This window comes from Agarivorans litoreus (genome assembly GCF_019649015.1).
Classification (GTDB): Bacteria; Pseudomonadota; Gammaproteobacteria; order Enterobacterales; family Celerinatantimonadaceae; genus Agarivorans; species Agarivorans litoreus.
Map to the genome: position 1 here is coordinate 1,710,799 of NZ_BLPI01000001.1, position 17,231 is coordinate 1,728,029.

Sequence of the window (17,231 nt, forward strand, 5' to 3'; positions counted from 1 at the left end):
TTATGAACACGGTGTTAGACCGCTCACGATTGATTATTGCCATTGTGCTTATTGTGGTGGGTATTGCAGTAATAGCCTATGTATTGCCTCAAACCATCAGTTTAGTATCACTACCCCATGATGCACCTTTTATGCAGGGCTTCTTTGAATGGCTAATGGCTGATACCAATGCGATTACCGAGCAAGTAAGCGAAGAGTTTTTCGAAATTTTTCAAACCTTTATTAAGGTTATTGTATTGGTAGTATTCCTTTGGGTTTGTGTGAAGCTAGTCAGCGTAGGCCTAATGATTATTCGCGAAGGTGTTGGCTTAATAAAACCGGCTAATAGCAGCGAAAAGAACTCTAAATAGCCTCCATGAAGGTAATAAAAAAGCGAGTGTTCAGCACTCGCTTTTTTGTGGCAACAATGTGCTTAGCCTTATAAACCTAGCACCACGCTAGCTAAACTAAAGTACACCAATACCCCAGATACATCAGCAATGGTTGCCACTAAAGGCCCCGATGCTGTGGCGGGGTCCATCTTCATCTTATTGAGCAAGAACGGAAGACTTAAACCGACTAGTGAGCCTACTAGCACAATAATAACCATCGACATAGATACGATCATGGCGACATCTGGTCCACCACGAAATACACCAACACTATACACTGCCGCCGCCATGGTTAAGCCCAAGGCCAAACCTACCAGTAGCTCTCGCGCAAATAATTTAGACCAGTCATTTTTGTCAACTTCACCGGTTGCTAATGCACGTACCATAAGCGCAGCCGCCTGCGAGCCTGCGTTACCGCCACTGCCAATAAGCAAAGGTAAAAAGAACACTAAGGCAACATGGCTGGCAATGGTATCCTCAAAGTGAGCAATGCCAGCCCCCGAGAACATTGCGCCAAACACAAGCAGTACTAGCCACATTACCCGCTTGCGATACAGCTCCCAAATGCTCACGCGATCAACGGTTTCATCTAACTTACCTACCGAGGCACTTTTTTGCGCATCTTCAGTGGCTTCTTCAACTGCGGCATCCATCGCGTCATCGTAAGTCACGATGCCCACTAACTTTTGCACCTCATCAACCACCGGTAAAGCCAGTAAGTCGTAATGACGAATTTGCTTAGCGGCCTGCTCTTGGCTCTCTTCAACGCCTACCGATACCACTTCGGTACGCATTAACTCACGCACTTGAGTATCTGGAGAGGCCAAAATCAACTCACGCAAAGACACTGTGCCGCGCAAACGGCGTTGGCCGTCAATCACGTAGGTTTGGTAAATGGTTTCTTTATCTGGCGCTTCTAAGCGCAGCTGCTTAAGCGCACGGCTAACTAACCAATGCTCTTTTAAGGTGGCGTAGTCAGAGGTCATTATTGCCCCTGCAGTGCCTTCTGCATAACTTGACAGCTTGCGCAGGTCTTCACGTTCAGCTTGTGCTAAACCCGGCAACACCATGGCGCGCTGCTCTTCGTCTAAATCATTATATAAATCAGCCCGCTCATCGGCATCCATACGTGAAAATAAGGCAGCCAATTTATGACGCTTCATTAAACCGGCAACATCAGCTTGCAAGTAAGGCGGCAAATAAGAAAAAACCTTGGCGCGATCACCCAAGGAGAACATAGAAATTAGCGGCAAGGCTTCTTTAGGTTCGAACTCTGCTAAGGCTTGGCCAATATCTGCAAAGTGATACTCATCGAGGGTAGAGCGAAGAGTAGGTTTATCGAGATTAACTAGGGCGAGCTCTAGTTTTTGTTGAAGTTGTGCCATGTACTGCTCCAGCTATCGCATAGAGCCAGACATCAACGAGACGGACTACACGAAGGAAATTTTTTGTATAAGATTTAAAAAACAATAAAAGTTTCGACTGTCGGGGTCCGGGTTCATAAAAGATTCTCAGTGATAAAATCGGCGCAAATTGTAGGGGGCAACAGGCTTTTTTTCAAGCTATTTCCGCTCCGAGATGTGTACCTCGGAGCAATAATAACGGGCAGTGTTAGCTATTGTAGCCTAGATTCGGTGCTAACCAACGCTCAGCGTCTTCCAGGCTCATATTTTTGCGTTGAGCATAATCTTCAACCTGATCTTTTTGAATTGATGCCACTGCAAAATAGCGGCTATCAGGATGTGAAAAATACCAGCCAGACACAGCGGCACCAGGCCACATTGCGTAGCTTTCAGTAAGTTGCATACCAATACGTTGTTCAACATCCAGCAGTTTCCAAATAAGGCCCTTCTCAGTGTGTTCAGGACATGCCGGGTAACCCGGAGCAGGGCGAATACCTTGGTAATTCTCGCGAATCAACTCCTCGTTGCTTAACGCTTCATCGGCAGCATAGCCCCAATATTTTTTACGTACTTGCGCATGCAAGTATTCAGCGAAGCCTTCGGCTAAACGATCGGCCACCGCCTTCACCATAATAGCGTTGTAATCATCGCCATCTTGTTTGTAGGCTTCGGCTAATTCGTCTTCACCAATTCCACCGGTCACTGCAAAGGCACCAAAGTAATCAGCCTTACCAGAAGACTTAGGTGCGATAAAGTCAGCCAAACAATTGTTGGCTCCTTTTCTCTTTTCTGTTTGCTGGCGAAGCTGAGAGCTTACCCCCAGCAGTTCGCTGCGCGACTCATCGCGATAGATTTCGATATCGTCACCCACACTGTTGGCAGGGAACAGCCCAAATACGCCGGACACTTTTATTTCGTCCTTAGCTTTAAAACGCTCTAACATTACTTTTGCATCAGCAAAGATACGTTTAGCCTCTTCACCCACCACTTCATCTTCTAGTATACGTGGATATTTACCCGCTAAAGACCAAGTCATAAAGAATGGCGTCCAATCGATATAAGGCTCTATCTCAGCAATTGATACATTATCAAATTGCTGAACACCCAACTGCTTAGGCACTGGTGGCGTATAATTTTTCCAGTCTATATTCACTGCATTGGCGCGAGCGGCTTCCAATGTAACTGGCGGAGTTCGAGGGCGCTTACGAGCGTGTTGCTCACGTACAATGTCGTATTCTTTAGCCAGTTTTTCGGCAAAACCGGTACGGGTCTCTTGCGATAATAAACTCTGGCATACCCCCACCGCGCGTGAAGCATTGGAAACGTACACCACTGGATGCTGGTAGTTTTGTTCAATTTTCACCGCAGTGTGTGCTTTAGAGGTAGTGGCACCACCAATCAATAATGGAATATCCATGCCTGTGCGCTGCATCTCTTTAGCAACATGCACCATTTCATCAAGCGAAGGTGTAATCAAGCCAGATAGGCCAATCATGTCTACCTGCTCTTCTTTGGCTACTTTTAGGATTTTATCGCAAGGCACCATTACACCTAGGTCGATCACTTCAAAGTTATTACATTGCAGCACCACGCCAACAATGTTTTTGCCAATATCGTGTACGTCACCTTTTACTGTGGCCATAACAATTTTGCCGTTAGAGCGTTGTCCTTCGCCTTTTTCGGCTTCGATATAAGGTTGCAGATAGGCTACTGCTCGCTTCATCACTCGCGCCGATTTTACCACTTGCGGAAGGAACATTTTACCTGCGCCAAATAAGTCGCCCACCACGTTCATGCCATCCATTAATGGCCCTTCAATCACATGCAGTGGACGTTCTGCGGCTTGGCGAGCCAGTTCCGTATCCTCTTCGATGAATTCGGTAATACCTTTGACTAAAGCATGTTCTAGGCGCTTGTTTACATCCCAAGTCCGCCACTCTAGATCTTGAGCACTTTCTTGCTGCGTTCCGTCACCACGGTACTTCTCGGCAATCTCTAACAACTCTTCTGTAGCGTTGTCATGGGTATTGAGTACAACCGCTTCAACTTTGTCTTTAAGCTCTTTGGGAATGTCTTCGTAAATCGCGAGCTGACCTGCATTTACAATACCCATGTCCATGCCATTTTTAATCGCGTAATACAGGAATACCGCGTGAATAGCTTCACGTACTGGGTTGTTTCCGCGGAATGAGAAACTTACATTCGAAACACCGCCCGAAATCATCGCGTGAGGCAAGTTATCTTTAATGTCTTTAACCGCTTCGATGAAATCAACCGCATAGTTGTTATGCTCGTCGATACCGGTAGCTACAGCAAAAATATTGGGATCGAAGATGATATCTTCTGGTGGGAAGCCCACTTGATTCACCAAAATGTCGTAAGACTTACTACAAATCTCGAACTTACGCTCTCGCGTATCGGCTTGCCCCACTTCATCAAAAGCCATCACAATCACGGCTGCGCCATAGCGGCGCAGAATTTTGGCTTGCTCAATAAAAGGCTCCACTCCTTCTTTCATAGAGATGGAGTTAACGACAGGTTTACCTTGCACACACTGCAAACCCGCTTCAAGAATGTCCCACTTAGATGAGTCGATCATTACCGGTACTTTGGCAATATCTGGCTCTGACGCAACCATGTTTAAAAAGCGCACCATGGCAGCTTTAGAATCAAGCATGCCTTCATCCATGTTCACATCGATGATTTGCGCACCATTTTCTACCTGCTGCAAGGCAACTTCGATGGCTTTATCGTAGTTTTCTTCCTTAATTAAGCGCTTAAACATGGCCGAGCCAGTAACGTTGTTACGCTCACCCACATTTACAAATAAGGTTTCTGGGGTAATGGTTAGGGGTTCTAGTCCAGATAAACGACAGGCAACGTCTATTTCTGGCAATTGGCGCGGCGTAACACCTTCTACCGCATCGGCCATCGCTTTAATGTGTTCTGGCGTGGTACCACAACAGCCCCCCACCAGGTTTAAGAAACCAGCGCGAGCCCATTCGCCAATATGTTCAGCCATTTCCTTGGCTTCTAGATCATATTCACCAAAGGCATTTGGTAACCCCGCATTAGGGTGAGCCGATACATAACTCTCGCTTACTCTGCTTAGCTCTTCTACATATTGGCGTAGCTCATCCGGGCCAAGCGCACAGTTTAGGCCCATGCTAATTGGTTCAGCGTGGCGCAACGAGTTATAAAACGCCTCAGTTGTTTGTCCGCTTAAGGTACGGCCTGAGGCGTCGGTAATGGTACCGGAAATCATTATAGGTAAATCGATGCCTAATTCGTCATAAACTGATTTAACCGCAAACACTGCGGCTTTAGCATTTAAGGTATCGAAGATAGTTTCAATAAGGATCAGGTCGCTACCACCTTCAATTAAGGCCTTAGTCGACTCTTCGTAAGCTTCTACTAACTCGTTAAAAGTAACGTTTCGGTAACCCGGATCGTTTACATCAGGAGAAATAGAACAGGTACGGTTAGTTGGGCCTAGCACCCCCGCTACAAAACGTGGGCGTTCTGGGTTTAGCGCAGTAACTTCATCTGCCACCTTACGTGCTATTCTGGCTGCTTCTCGGTTAATTTCAGCAGAATAAGCTTCCATGTCGTAATCAGCCATGGCGATAGTGGTGGCGTTAAAGGTATTGGTTTCGAGAATATCAGCGCCGGCAAGTAAGTAATCACGGTGGATATCGGCAATGATTTTAGGCTGAGAAAGGACCAACATATCGTTGTTACCCTTAACATCAGTATGCCAATCCGCAAAGCGTTCTCCGCGGTAATCAGCCTCTTCCAACTTGTAAGATTGAATCATGGTTCCCATGCCGCCATCAATAATCATGATGCGTTGAGAAAGTTGCTTTTCTAATTGAGGCCTTGCTGACACGGGAACATCCTATTTCTTTCGCTGGTATTTCGAGACGGCAGTGTAGCACACTGCCTTTAAAGGCTTAGCTGCGATAAAGTTATATGAAATTATTTCAAGATATTATCGGATTTTGGTTTTAGCTCAGTTAGGTCGTACGGAGTGATTTGGTACACACAGTAATTTAGCCAATTGTTGTAAAGCAAATGACCATGACTACGCCAAGTAGCACACGGCGGTTTAGCGCAATCATCCTGAGGGTAGTAGTTTTCAGGTAATTGAGGATTCAAACCTTCTTGGCTGTCACGTAAATACTCGTTATGCAGAGTATCTGCTGCATACTCGGGGTGACCTGTTATAAATACTTGGCGAAAATCTTCACTGGCAAACAGATAGCTACCGGCTTCGGGGTTGTCGGCCAATACTGTTAAGTCAGTTTCTTCGGTGATCAAATTAGAATCAAAATGAGCATAACGCGACAAAGGTGCTAAAAAGGCATCGTCAAAACCACGCACTAAGGGATTATGCTTGTGTTTAGTCTGATGCCAATACACGCCTGATAATTTATTCTTGCGCGTTTGCTTTTCTAAACCGTATAAATGATACAAAGCAGCCTGAGCGGCCCAGCACAGATATAACGTAGAAGTAACATGGGTAGTTGACCAATCTATAATCTCTTTTACCTGATCCCAGTAATAAACGTCTTCGAATGCCACCTGACCCAGCGGCGCGCCGGTTATAATTAAGCCATCAAAATTACGTTCTCGCAATTTATCAAAATCTCGATAAAACTTATCAATATGCTCTTGCGGGGTGTTTTTAGATACTCGATGATTAATCCGTAACAACTTTACATTGACTTGCAATGGTGAGTTAGAGAGTAACCGAAGAATTTGATTTTCAGTCTCAATTTTCTTTGGCATCAAGTTAAGTAATACCACTTCTAAGGGACGAATATCCTGATGAGCAGCACGACTCTCTGGCATGACAAATATGTTTTCATTGCGCAAGACTTCAGCAGCGGGTAACTGATCGGGAATACAAATTGGCATATAAAGGTTCCTTGCTAACAACAGGCAATGTATGTCTAGACATCTAGATACCTATTTTAGTTAGATTGTAGAGTATGTCTAGAACTTGTTAAAAGCAGCTGATTTTATGCGTCAAATTCTTCATAATGCAGGCTAGACGGATGAAGTAGAAAGAAAAAATGGCAGAGTTAAAGCTAAATGTTGAACGCTTACAGATAGGAGTTTATGTAAAGCTTCCTGTTAAGTGGGGCGAGCACCCTTTTATGTTCACCAGCTTCAAGATTAAAAGCCAAGACCAAATCGAAGTGATACACAACCTAGGCTTAAAACATGTCATCGTTGTTCCCGAAAAGAGCGACAAACCACCGCTGCCCGTTGACCAAGAAAATGGCGATAGTAAAAAAACTGACCGCAAAGCCCAAGAGAAAGCAGAAAAAGCACTTTGGGAAGAAAAGCGCGCCCGTATCGAAGAACTTAAAAACTACAGACGTAATCTACAAAAGGTAGAAAAAGAGTTCGATCGCTCCATGGCGCAAGTGCGGGCGGTAATGTCTAAGCTCAAAAGTCGCCCGCTAAATGCGGTAGATGATGCAACCAGCCTAATTAACAACTTGGCAGACGATCTTCTTTCCGGAGAGAATGTTGTACTTCATTTGATGAACGACAGTAAAGATGCCGACAGTTTCTATTATCACAGCCTCAATGTTTCAATACTGGCGATGATGTTAGCTAAAGCAGCAGGTTTCTCCGAGCGCGACATTAAAATTTTAGGCCTTGCTGGTTTATTCCACGATGTGGGTAAAATGAAGATCCCGGATAAGATTTTACGCAAGCCAGGCAAGCTAACGGCACAAGAAGCAAACTTACTAAAAATGCACACCAAGTACGGTGCCGATTTTTTAAAGCTCTCTGAAACGCTGCCGGCCAAAGTTAAGTTAATTGCTGAACAACACCACGAGTTTTTAGATGGAAGTGGTTATCCCAAAAAACTTAAGGGTGAGCAAATCGACCGTTTGTCGCAACTTATATCAGTAGTTAACGAGTACGACAGTTTGTGTCATCCGCGCGATGTGAAACAAACTCGCATTCCTTTCACAGTAATTTCCTTTCTTTATAAACAGCGTAAAGAGCAGCTTAATACGGCAGATTTAGGCATTCTGATCCGCTTGCTGGGTATTTACCCACCAGGCAGCGTAGTACAGCTTAGCTCAGGCCAAATTGGCTTGGTGATGTCGGTTAACTCTGAGCGCTTGTTGTTTCCTGCGGTACAAGTTTACGATGCCAATATTCCTCGCACCGAAGCGCCAATTATCGATTTAGAAGCTGCAGGCTTAACCATTGAAAAAGCCTTAAAACCGAGCGCATTACCCGATGCAGTGTTTGAATACCTTAACCCTCGGGCACGCATTTCATACTACTTCGACCACAATAAACGTTTGTAATGACCTAAATCTTACTTTTCAGCAATAGCAAATTTTTGACAAAAAAAAGCCGGACCTAAGTCCGGCTTTTTAAGCTTGGTGTCTGAGTTTACTCAGCAGCTTCTTCAACTACTTCTTCAACTTCAGGACGGTCCAATAATTCAATGTATGCCATAGGAGCATTGTCGCCAGCACGGAAACCGCATTTTAAAATGCGAGTATAACCGCCTGCACGTTCTTTGAATCGTGGGCCGATTTCAGCAAATAGCTTACCAACAACTTCTGCATCGCGAGTACGAGCAAAAGCTAAACGACGGTTAGCTACACTGTCATTTTTAGCCAATGTAATTAATGGCTCAACAACACGGCGAAGCTCTTTGGCTTTAGGCAATGTTGTCTTGATAACTTCATGGCGAACCAATGAACTGGCCATATTCCGGAACATAGCCTGACGATGGCTGCTATTTCGGTTCAATTGACGACCACTCTGACGATGGCGCATGACCTTATCCTTCTATATTAAGACGTTAAAACCAGTGACTACTTATCAGCGATGCTAGCAGGTGGCCAGTTTTCTAGGCGCATACCTAGAGACAAACCACGTGATGCCAATACATCTTTGATTTCTGTAAGCGACTTCTTACCCAAGTTAGGGGTTTTAAGTAGCTCAACTTCGGTACGTTGTACCAAGTCACCAATGTAATGAATCGCTTCTGCCTTCAAACAGTTAGCAGAGCGTACTGTCAACTCTAGATCATCGACAGGACGAAGCAGGATTGGATCAAACTCTGGCTTCTCTTCTTTTTCTTCCGGCTCACTTACGTCACGTAAGTCAACGAAGGCATCCAACTGCTCTGCAAGAATTGTTGCACTGCGGCGGATGGCTTCCTCTGGATCAAGAGTACCATTGGTTTCCATATCAATAACCAATTTGTCCAAATCAGTACGTTGCTCAACGCGAGCAGCCTCAACAGTATAAGCTATACGCTCTACTGGGCTATAAGCTGCATCAGTTAGCAAACGACCAATTGGACGCTCTTCATCTTCAGAGTGAACCCGAACTGAAGCTGGTACGTAACCGCGACCACGTTCTACCTTAATGCGCATGCTGATTTCAGCGTTGCTGCTAAGGTGACAAATAACGTGCTCAGGGTTAGTGATTTCGACATCAGCGTCGTGCTGAATGTCGCCTGCAACCACAGGACCTGCTCCAGACTTGGTAAGACTTAATGTTACTTCGTCTTTACCTTCTAACTTCACAGCAATACCTTTTAGGTTTAGTAAGATTTCCAAGATATCCTCTTGAACACCTTCCTTACTGCTGTACTCATGCAACACGCCGTCGATTTCAACTTCAGTTACCGCACAACCAGGCATAGAAGATAAAAGAATACGACGAAGAGCGTTACCTAAAGTGTGGCCAAAACCACGCTCTAACGGCTCAAGCGTAACCTTTGCACGAGTTGGGCTAACTTGTTCGATCTCAACTAGCCTTGGTTTTAGAAACTCTGTTACAGAACCCTGCATTGTGTCCTCTCTATAATTCAACTTTACTTAGAGTAAAGTTCGACGATCAGCTGTTCGTTAATTTCCGCAGACAAGTCAGCGCGCTCAGGTAGGCGTTTGAAAGTGCCTTCCATCTTAGTTGCGTCTACTTCTACCCACGATGCCGCTTCACGTTGTCCAGCGATTTCTAAAGATGCAACAATACGCGCTTGCTTCTTAGATTTTTCGCGAACACTGATAACGTCTTCTGGTAGAACCTTGTAAGAAGGAATGTTTACCACTTTACCGTTTACTAGAATAGCTTTGTGGCTAACTAGCTGACGAGCTTCAGCGCGAGTAGCACCGAAACCCAAACGGTAAACAACGTTATCCAAACGACTTTCTAACAATTGCAGCAAGTTTTCACCGGTGTTGCCTTTTAGGCGTGCAGCGGCTTTGTAGTAGTTGCGGAATTGCTTTTCAAGAATGCCGTATAAACGACGAACTTTTTGCTTCTCACGAAGCTGTAAACCGTAGTCTGAAAGACGCGCTTTACGTGCACCGTGTTGTCCAGGTGCTGTATCCAGCTTACACTTTGTGTCGATCGCACGTACGCCACTTTTCAAGAAAAGATCGGTACCTTCACGACGGCTAAGTTTAAGCTTTGGACCTAAATATCTTGCCATTTTTCTTTCTCCAATCTATCCAGAAACTACACGCGGCGTTTCTTAGGTGGACGACAGCCATTGTGTGGAATCGGAGTCACGTCGGTGATGTTAGTCACACGGAAACCCGCAGCATGTAATGCACGGATTGAAGACTCACGACCAGGACCTGGGCCGTTTACAAACACTTCTACGTTCTTAAGGCCGTAGTCTTTAGCTGCTTCAGCAGCACGCTCAGCAGCAACCTGTGCAGCGAACGGAGTAGACTTACGAGAACCACGGAAACCTGAACCACCTGCGGTAGCCCAAGAAAGCGCGTTGCCCTGACGATCAGTGATAGTCACGATAGTATTGTTGAAAGATGCATGGATATGAGCCATGCCATCAGCAACTTGTTTTTTTACGCGTTTACGAGCGCGAGTCGGAGTTTTAGCCATTATCACTCACCCCTTATTTCTTAATAGGTTTGCGAGGACCTTTACGGGTGCGCGCATTAGTTTTAGTGCGCTGACCGCGAAGGGGCAAACTGCGACGATGACGAAGTCCACGGTAACAACCGAGGTCCATCAAGCGCTTAATGTTCATAGATACTTCACGGCGTAGATCACCTTCAACGGTGAATTTAGCTACTTCGTCACGAAGTTTATCGATTTGTGTTTCGTCAAGTTCTCTGATCTTAACATCTTCAGCGATACCGGCTGCCGCACAGATTTTCTGTGAACGGGTTAAGCCAATGCCGAAGATTGCAGTTAAAGCAATAACTGCGTGCTTCTGATCAGGAATGTTAATGCCGGCTATACGGGCCATTGGCACACTCCTATTTTTCGTGTTAAACGAAGGCCATCTGTGAAAAGCCCGTAAGGATACTCAACAGATGACCACATTGCAAATAATATTGTCTTGAAATCTACTAACTAGCCTTGGCGCTGTTTATGCTTTGGCTCACTGCAAATTACACGCACAACACCGTTGCGCTTAATAACTTTACAGTTACGGCAGATTTTCTTAACGGATGCACGTACTTTCATTGCTATCTCCGCAAAAGTTAAAGTCCAATCTCAAGGGCGGCCTATCGGCCGTAACCTTTAAGATTAGCTTTTTTCAGAACCGAACCATATTGATGAGACATCAAATGGGTTTGGACCTGAGCCATAAAGTCCATGATAACCACCACTACAATAAGTAGCGAAGTACCACCGAAGTAGAACTGAACGTTCATTCCGATCATCATAAACTCAGGAATTAAACATACAAACGTGATGTACAAAGCACCAGCTAGGGTTAAACGAGTCATCACCTTGTCGATGTATCGCGAGGTTTGCTCACCAGGGCGAATACCCGGAATGAACGCGCCACTCTTCTTCAAGTTGTCTGCTGTTTCGCGAGGGTTAAATACCAACGCTGTATAGAAGAAGCAAAAGAAGATAATGGCTGCTGCATACAAGAACACATATAACGGTTGCCCAGGTTGTAGCGTTAGCGATAAGTCAGATAAGAAAGACAAGCCTTCATTTTGACCAAACCACTGAGCTAATGTGCCAGGGAACAGAATAATACTTGAAGCAAAAATAGCTGGGATAACACCCGCCATGTTTACCTTAAGTGGTAAATGTGTGCTTTGCGCAGCAAACACTTTGCGACCTTGTTGGCGTTTTGCATAGTTAACAACGATACGACGTTGTCCACGTTCTACAAATACCACAAAGAAGGTCACCGCAAATACAAGAGCAACGATGAACAAGAGTAACAACAAATGTAACTCTCCTTGACGCGCCTGCTCAGCCGTCTGACCGATTGCAGAAGGCAATCCTGCCACAATACCAGCAAAAATCAGAATCGAGATCCCGTTGCCAATACCGCGTTCAGTAATTTGCTCACCTAACCACATTAGGAACATTGTTCCCGTTACCAAGCTAACCACCGCAGTGAAATAGAATGGTAGGCCTGGGTTAATAACCAGACCAGCCATCATATTTGGTAAGCCAGTAGCAATACCAATAGCTTGGAAGGTTGCTAGAACCAGTGTGCTATAACGCGTGTATTGACTGATTTTACGTCGACCCGACTCGCCTTCCTTTTTAAGTTCGGCAAGGGTTGGGTGAACAACAGTCAATAACTGGATGATAATCGATGCCGAAATATACGGCATGATACCTAACGCGAAAATAGACGCACGTGAAAGTGCACCACCTGAAAACATATTAAACATTTCCAGAATGGTACCCTTCTGCTGGTCAAACAACGCGGCCAGTACAGCGGCATCAATCCCAGGTAACGGCACAAAGGAGCCGGCTCGGAACACGATAATTGCTCCAAGCACAAATAATAAACGACTCTTAAGCTCGCTTAAGCCGCCTTGTGCACTTGCTGATGCTGTTCCTGGATTCTTAGCCATGTTTTGTACTATTCCTCGATTTTACCGCCAGCAGCTTCAATAGCTGCTAGTGCGCCTTTAGTTACACGCAGGCCACGTAAGGTAACTGGTGCTTTAACTTCGCCAGATAGTACTACTTTTGCAAACTTAATGTTGCGAGTAATAAGACCAGCCGCCTTCAAAGCGTCCAAATCTACCACGTCAGCAGTAACTTTAGCTAGCTCACTAGTGCGAACTTCAGCAGTTACCATTGATTTACGTGAAGTAAAACCAAATTTAGGCAAACGTTGTTTCAATGGCATTTGACCGCCTTCGAAACCTGGGCGCACACTACCGCCAGAACGAGATTTCTGACCTTTGTGACCACGACCACCGGTTTTACCTAAACCAGAACCGATACCACGACCTACACGCTTAGCATTTGGCTTTGAGCCAGCAGCTGGAGAAAGAGTATTCAAACGCATGATTATTCTCCCTCAACCTTAACCATGTAAGAAACTTTATTAATCATACCGCGAACACAAGGAGTATCCTCTAGCTCTACAGTATGGTTAATGCGACGAAGACCTAGACCTGTTAGGGTCGCACGGTGCTTAGGCAAACGGCCGATTGCACTTTTGGTCTGTGTTACTTTAATTTTGTTCGACATGGCTTATTACCCCAGAATTTCTTGGACGCTTAGGCCACGCTTAGCAGCAACGTCTTGTGGAGAATGCATATTCTCAAGAGCGTCGATAGTAGCGCGAACAATGTTAATTGGGTTAGTAGAACCGTATGCCTTAGACAATACGTTCTGCACACCAGCAACTTCTAGAACAGCACGCATCGCACCACCGGCAATAATACCAGTACCCTCTGATGCAGGTTGCATGTAAACACGCGACCCAGAGTGGCGACCCTTAATAGGATGCTGCAGTGTAGTGCCTCTCAGCTGTACACTAGTAAGGTTACGACGCGCTTTTTCCATTGCTTTTTGAATAGCAGCTGGAACTTCACGTGCTTTACCATAACCAAACCCTACGCGACCGTTACCGTCACCCACTACTGTTAACGCAGTGAAGCTGAAGATACGACCACCTTTAACTACTTTTGACACACGGTTTACAGCGATAAGCTTTTCATTCAGATCACTACCGGCTTGTGCTTCAAATTTAGACATGACTCACTCCTTAGAACTGAAGACCAGCTTCACGTGCTGCTTCTGCAAGCGCAGCTACGCGGCCGTGGTACTTAAAGCCTGAACGGTCAAAAGCTACAGATGTAACGCCTTTTTCAGCAGCACGTTCAGCGATTGCTTTACCTACTGCAGTAGCGGCAGCTACATTACCTAAACTTTCAAGACCGTTAGCAACGGCTTTATCTACTGTTGATGCTGTGGCAATAACCTGTGCATCAGGTGCAATCACCTGCGCGTAAATATGGCGCGGAGTACGGTGAATCACCAGGCGGGTTTTACCCAACTCTTGCATAGCTTTGCGAGTGCGTGTTGCACGACGCAGACGAGCAATTTTCTTTTCCATAGTGTTAACCTACTTCTTCTTAGCCTCTTTACGGCGAACATTTTCGTCAGAGTAACGAACACCTTTACCTTTGTAAGGCTCTGGCGGACGGAACGCGCGAATGTCTGCTGCTACCTGACCAACAACTTGCTTATCAGCACCTTTCAGTACGATTTCAGTTTGTGATGGACACTCTGCTGTAACACCTTCTGGTAAGGTGTAATCTACAGGGTGAGAAAAACCTAAAGTTAGGTTAACTACCGAGCCTTTAACTGCTGCACGGTAACCAACACCCAATAGTGTTAGCTTTTTCTCAAACCCGTCTGTAACGCCAACAACCATGTTGTTGCTAAGAGCACGAGCTGTACCTGCTTGAGCTGAAGAAGCACCTTCAACTACAGCAAATTTCAATTCGTTTTCTTCTTTCGTTACAACAACTGCGTCATTAAAAACGCGAGTCAATGTACCTTTGCTACCTTTAACCGTTAATTCTTGGCCGTTGATATTTACTTCAACGCCAGCAGGAATTGTAACGGGAGCCTTGGCTACGCGAGACATATTACCTACCTCCGGTTAAGCTACGTAACAGACGATTTCACCGCCCATGCCAGCTTTACGTGCTGCACGGTCAGTCATAACGCCTTTAGATGTAGAAACGATTGCAACGCCAAGGCCACCCATAACTTTAGGCAGGTCTTTAGCACCTTTATAAATGCGCAAACCTGGACGGCTTACACGTTCAATCTTTTCAATAACTTTTTTACCTTCAAAGTACTTGAGGGTAACTTCTAATGACTTTTTCACGTCACCAGTCACAGCGTATCCTGTGATATAACCTTCTTCTTGCAACAAGTTAGCAATTGCCACTTTTACTTTAGATGAAGGCATAACAACAGATACTTTATTTGCTGATTGACCGTTGCGAACGCGAGTCAACATATCTGCAATAGGATCTTGCATGCTCATAATCGTTTACTCCGTAATTAAGTGGATTACCAACTAGCTTTCTTAAGGCCAGGAACCTCACCGCGCATCATCGCTTCACGCAATTTAATACGGCTTAGGCCGAATTTGCGTAGGTAGCCATGAGGACGGCCGGTTACGTTACAGCGGTTACGCTGACGAGACCGACTTGAATCACGAGGTAACGATTGCAATTTTAACACTGCGTCCCAACGCTCTTCATCAGAGCTGTTCACGCTGCTAATAATCGCTTTAAGCGCAGCGCGCTTTTCCGCGAAACGAGCAACGGTTTTTTCACGTTTCGCTTCACGAGCTTTCATTGATTGTTTAGCCATAACTAACTCTACCTTACTTACGGAATGGGAAGTTAAAGGCAGCCAGCAGAGCGCGGCCTTCCTCGTTGGTTTCGGCAGTAGTAGTGATAGTAATATCCATACCACGAACCTTATCAACTTTGTCATAATCGATTTCAGGGAAGATGATTTGCTCACGTACACCCATGCTGTAATTACCACGGCCGTCGAATGACTTAGCATTCAAACCACGGAAATCTCGAACACGAGGAATAGCGATCGAAATCAAACGCTCTAAAAACTCCCACATACGCTCACCGCGTAGAGTCACTTTACAACCAATTGGGTATCCATCACGGATTTTGAAGCCTGCTACAGATTTACGAGCTTTGGTAGTAAGTGGTTTTTGACCTGAGATAGCCGCTAGATCAGCAATTGCGTGCTCTAGTACTTTCTTGTCATTAACCGCTTCACCCACACCCATGTTAAGGGTGATTTTCTCAATCCGAGGGACTTGCATGATGGATTTGTAACCGAACTCCTTTAAGAGTTCAGGCGTTACAGTTTCCTTATATAGGTCATGCAGTTTCGCCATCGTTAACTCCAGTTACTTTACAATTTCATTAGACGATTTGAATACACGAACTTTTTTGTCGTCTTCAAATCGGAAACCAACGCGATCAGCCTTGCCAGTGGCAGGGTTAAAAATCGCTACGTTTGATGCATCAAGGGCCGCTTCTTTCTCAACAATACCGCCAGCAACACCCAATTGTGGGTTTGGCTTTTGGTGCTTCTTGATTACATTCACGCCTTCAACGAATAGTTTTCCAGTAGGTAAAACTTTGGTTACGCTACCGCGTTTGCCTTTGTCTTTACCTGCAATAACTATTACTTCATCGCCTTTTTGGATTTTATTAGCCATTTTGGACTCCTTAAAGTACTTCTGGCGCTAGAGACACAATTTTCATGAACTGTTCATTTCGCAGTTCACGTGTCACAGGACCAAAGATACGAGTACCAATAGGCTGATTGTTTGCATTCAAGATAACCGCTGCATTGCGGTCAAAACGAATTACAGAACCATCAGGACGACGAACGCCTTTTCTAGTACGCACTACCACAGCATTCATAACGTCACCTTTCTTAACTTTACCGCGAGGAATTGCTTCCTTAACAGTAACTTTAATGATGTCGCCAATTCGTGCATAACGGCGGTGCGAACCACCTAGGACCTTAATACACTGTACAAGGCGCGCGCCGGAATTGTCCGCCACGTCCATAGTAGATTGCATTTGGATCATTTCAGTGCTCCGCTATATATTACAACTGACCCCAGCAATTAGCGCTGAGATCTCTGGCTGCCTAATTAAAGGGCGCGAAATTATAACACCCTAATTTTTCAATTGGTAGGATTGTCTAAATTTTGTTTAATTTAATTAAAAAAACAATAATAAACAAAGAGTTACCACGCAAGCTGTAAGTAAAAAACAGCTAAAAAGAGGCTAATTTCACGCTTGGGTCATTAGAGTTGGAGCCATTAGCCCTAACCTAATCAGATAAACCGACCAATAATTGGTCGATAAAAACAAAAAAACCCAGCAATAGTGCCGGGCTTAATTGAATATGGTGCTGATAGGCAGATTCGAACTGCCGACCTCACCCTTACCAAGGGTGCGCTCTACCAACTGAGCTATATCAGCGAAATAAAAACCCAGCTATAAGCTGGGTTTTTAAATTGGAGCCTGGCGGTGACCTACTTTCACATGGGGAAGCCCCACACTATCATCGGCGCAGTTGCGTTTCACTTCTGAGTTCGGCATGGAGTCAGGTGGGTCCACAACGCTATTGCCACCAGGCA

22 protein-coding genes, 1 tRNA gene and 1 rRNA gene are annotated in these 17,231 nt (G+C 45.2%); 2 read left to right on the forward strand and 22 right to left on the reverse strand.

Annotated elements, in window-relative coordinates; translation table 11 throughout:
* Positions 1 to 2 precede the first annotated feature (2 nt).
* A complete protein-coding gene (locus K5L93_RS07865; protein WP_220719220.1) occupies positions 3 to 350 on the forward strand; it encodes a hypothetical protein in 348 nt (115 codons plus the stop codon).
* A gap of 68 nt (positions 351 to 418) precedes the next feature.
* Here the strand turns inward: K5L93_RS07865 and mgtE are convergent, their stop codons facing one another.
* The 3 genes from mgtE to metA form a co-directional block, all read right to left on the reverse strand.
* A complete protein-coding gene (mgtE, locus tag K5L93_RS07870) occupies positions 419 to 1,756 on the reverse strand; it encodes a magnesium transporter (RefSeq protein WP_220719221.1) in 1,338 nt (445 codons plus the stop codon).
* 226 nt (positions 1,757 to 1,982) lie between these two features.
* Positions 1,983 to 5,663 carry a methionine synthase gene (metH, locus tag K5L93_RS07875; protein ID WP_220719222.1) on the reverse strand — a complete coding sequence of 1,227 codons (3,681 nt, stop codon included), beginning with the start codon at positions 5,661 to 5,663 and terminating at the stop codon, positions 1,983 to 1,985.
* 89 nt (positions 5,664 to 5,752) lie between these two features.
* Complete coding sequence (gene metA / locus K5L93_RS07880) at positions 5,753 to 6,694, reverse strand: homoserine O-acetyltransferase MetA (protein WP_220719223.1); 942 nt, start codon at positions 6,692 to 6,694, stop codon at positions 5,753 to 5,755.
* A gap of 158 nt (positions 6,695 to 6,852) precedes the next feature.
* Here metA and K5L93_RS07885 point away from each other — a divergent pair, with 158 nt between their 5' ends.
* A complete protein-coding gene (locus K5L93_RS07885) occupies positions 6,853 to 8,115 on the forward strand; it encodes an HD-GYP domain-containing protein (protein WP_220719224.1) in 1,263 nt (420 codons plus the stop codon).
* An 88-nt stretch (positions 8,116 to 8,203) separates the two neighbouring features.
* Here the strand turns inward: K5L93_RS07885 and rplQ are convergent, their stop codons facing one another.
* The 19 genes from rplQ to rrf all read right to left on the reverse strand — a co-directional run bounded on the left by rplQ (position 8,204) and on the right by rrf (position 17,229).
* The gene (gene rplQ / locus K5L93_RS07890) at positions 8,204 to 8,596 is read right to left on the reverse strand and encodes a 50S ribosomal protein L17 (RefSeq protein ID WP_040307251.1); all 393 of its coding nucleotides are present in this window, start codon (positions 8,594 to 8,596) and stop codon (positions 8,204 to 8,206) included.
* Positions 8,597 to 8,634: 38 nt separating this feature from the next.
* Positions 8,635 to 9,621: a DNA-directed RNA polymerase subunit alpha gene (locus K5L93_RS07895; RefSeq protein ID WP_016402129.1), complete on the reverse strand. Its 987-nt coding sequence runs from the start codon at positions 9,619 to 9,621 to the stop codon at positions 8,635 to 8,637.
* 23 nt (positions 9,622 to 9,644) lie between these two features.
* Entirely contained in the window at positions 9,645 to 10,265 is a 621-nt protein-coding gene (rpsD, locus tag K5L93_RS07900; RefSeq protein ID WP_220719225.1) for a 30S ribosomal protein S4, read from the reverse strand.
* Positions 10,266 to 10,291: 26 nt separating this feature from the next.
* Positions 10,292 to 10,681, reverse strand: coding sequence for a 30S ribosomal protein S11 (rpsK, locus tag K5L93_RS07905; RefSeq protein ID WP_016402131.1), 390 nt, complete (start codon positions 10,679 to 10,681; stop codon positions 10,292 to 10,294).
* A gap of 13 nt (positions 10,682 to 10,694) precedes the next feature.
* Entirely contained in the window at positions 10,695 to 11,051 is a 357-nt protein-coding gene (rpsM, locus tag K5L93_RS07910; protein WP_016402132.1) for a 30S ribosomal protein S13, read from the reverse strand.
* Between the two features lie 107 nt (positions 11,052 to 11,158).
* The gene (rpmJ, locus tag K5L93_RS07915) at positions 11,159 to 11,272 is read right to left on the reverse strand and encodes a 50S ribosomal protein L36 (RefSeq protein WP_000868186.1); all 114 of its coding nucleotides are present in this window, start codon (positions 11,270 to 11,272) and stop codon (positions 11,159 to 11,161) included.
* Positions 11,273 to 11,313: 41 nt separating this feature from the next.
* Positions 11,314 to 12,639 (reverse strand): preprotein translocase subunit SecY, encoded by a 1,326-nt coding sequence (gene secY / locus K5L93_RS07920; protein WP_016402133.1) that lies wholly within the window; start codon positions 12,637 to 12,639, stop codon positions 11,314 to 11,316.
* A gap of 8 nt (positions 12,640 to 12,647) precedes the next feature.
* The gene (gene rplO, locus K5L93_RS07925) at positions 12,648 to 13,082 is read right to left on the reverse strand and encodes a 50S ribosomal protein L15 (protein WP_137673765.1); all 435 of its coding nucleotides are present in this window, start codon (positions 13,080 to 13,082) and stop codon (positions 12,648 to 12,650) included.
* 2 nt (positions 13,083 to 13,084) lie between these two features.
* Entirely contained in the window at positions 13,085 to 13,267 is a 183-nt protein-coding gene (gene rpmD / locus K5L93_RS07930; RefSeq protein WP_055733901.1) for a 50S ribosomal protein L30, read from the reverse strand.
* A gap of 6 nt (positions 13,268 to 13,273) precedes the next feature.
* A complete protein-coding gene (gene rpsE / locus K5L93_RS07935; RefSeq protein WP_016402136.1) occupies positions 13,274 to 13,777 on the reverse strand; it encodes a 30S ribosomal protein S5 in 504 nt (167 codons plus the stop codon).
* Positions 13,778 to 13,787: 10 nt separating this feature from the next.
* A complete protein-coding gene (gene rplR / locus K5L93_RS07940; RefSeq protein ID WP_220719226.1) occupies positions 13,788 to 14,138 on the reverse strand; it encodes a 50S ribosomal protein L18 in 351 nt (116 codons plus the stop codon).
* A 9-nt stretch (positions 14,139 to 14,147) separates the two neighbouring features.
* A complete protein-coding gene (rplF, locus tag K5L93_RS07945; RefSeq protein ID WP_220719227.1) occupies positions 14,148 to 14,675 on the reverse strand; it encodes a 50S ribosomal protein L6 in 528 nt (175 codons plus the stop codon).
* Positions 14,676 to 14,690: 15 nt separating this feature from the next.
* Positions 14,691 to 15,083 carry a 30S ribosomal protein S8 gene (gene rpsH, locus K5L93_RS07950; protein WP_016402139.1) on the reverse strand — a complete coding sequence of 131 codons (393 nt, stop codon included), beginning with the start codon at positions 15,081 to 15,083 and terminating at the stop codon, positions 14,691 to 14,693.
* Positions 15,084 to 15,109: 26 nt separating this feature from the next.
* Positions 15,110 to 15,415 (reverse strand): 30S ribosomal protein S14, encoded by a 306-nt coding sequence (gene rpsN / locus K5L93_RS07955; RefSeq protein ID WP_055733896.1) that lies wholly within the window; start codon positions 15,413 to 15,415, stop codon positions 15,110 to 15,112.
* Between the two features lie 13 nt (positions 15,416 to 15,428).
* The gene (gene rplE / locus K5L93_RS07960; RefSeq protein WP_040307252.1) at positions 15,429 to 15,968 is read right to left on the reverse strand and encodes a 50S ribosomal protein L5; all 540 of its coding nucleotides are present in this window, start codon (positions 15,966 to 15,968) and stop codon (positions 15,429 to 15,431) included.
* A gap of 12 nt (positions 15,969 to 15,980) precedes the next feature.
* Complete coding sequence (gene rplX / locus K5L93_RS07965; protein WP_016402142.1) at positions 15,981 to 16,295, reverse strand: 50S ribosomal protein L24; 315 nt, start codon at positions 16,293 to 16,295, stop codon at positions 15,981 to 15,983.
* Positions 16,296 to 16,305: 10 nt separating this feature from the next.
* Positions 16,306 to 16,674 (reverse strand): 50S ribosomal protein L14, encoded by a 369-nt coding sequence (gene rplN, locus K5L93_RS07970; RefSeq protein ID WP_016402143.1) that lies wholly within the window; start codon positions 16,672 to 16,674, stop codon positions 16,306 to 16,308.
* Between the two features lie 323 nt (positions 16,675 to 16,997).
* Positions 16,998 to 17,073: transfer RNA gene (locus tag K5L93_RS07975), tRNA-Thr, on the reverse strand.
* 40 nt (positions 17,074 to 17,113) lie between these two features.
* Positions 17,114 to 17,229: ribosomal RNA gene (gene rrf, locus K5L93_RS07980) — 5S ribosomal RNA — on the reverse strand.
* Between the last annotated feature and the right edge of the window lie 2 nt (positions 17,230 to 17,231).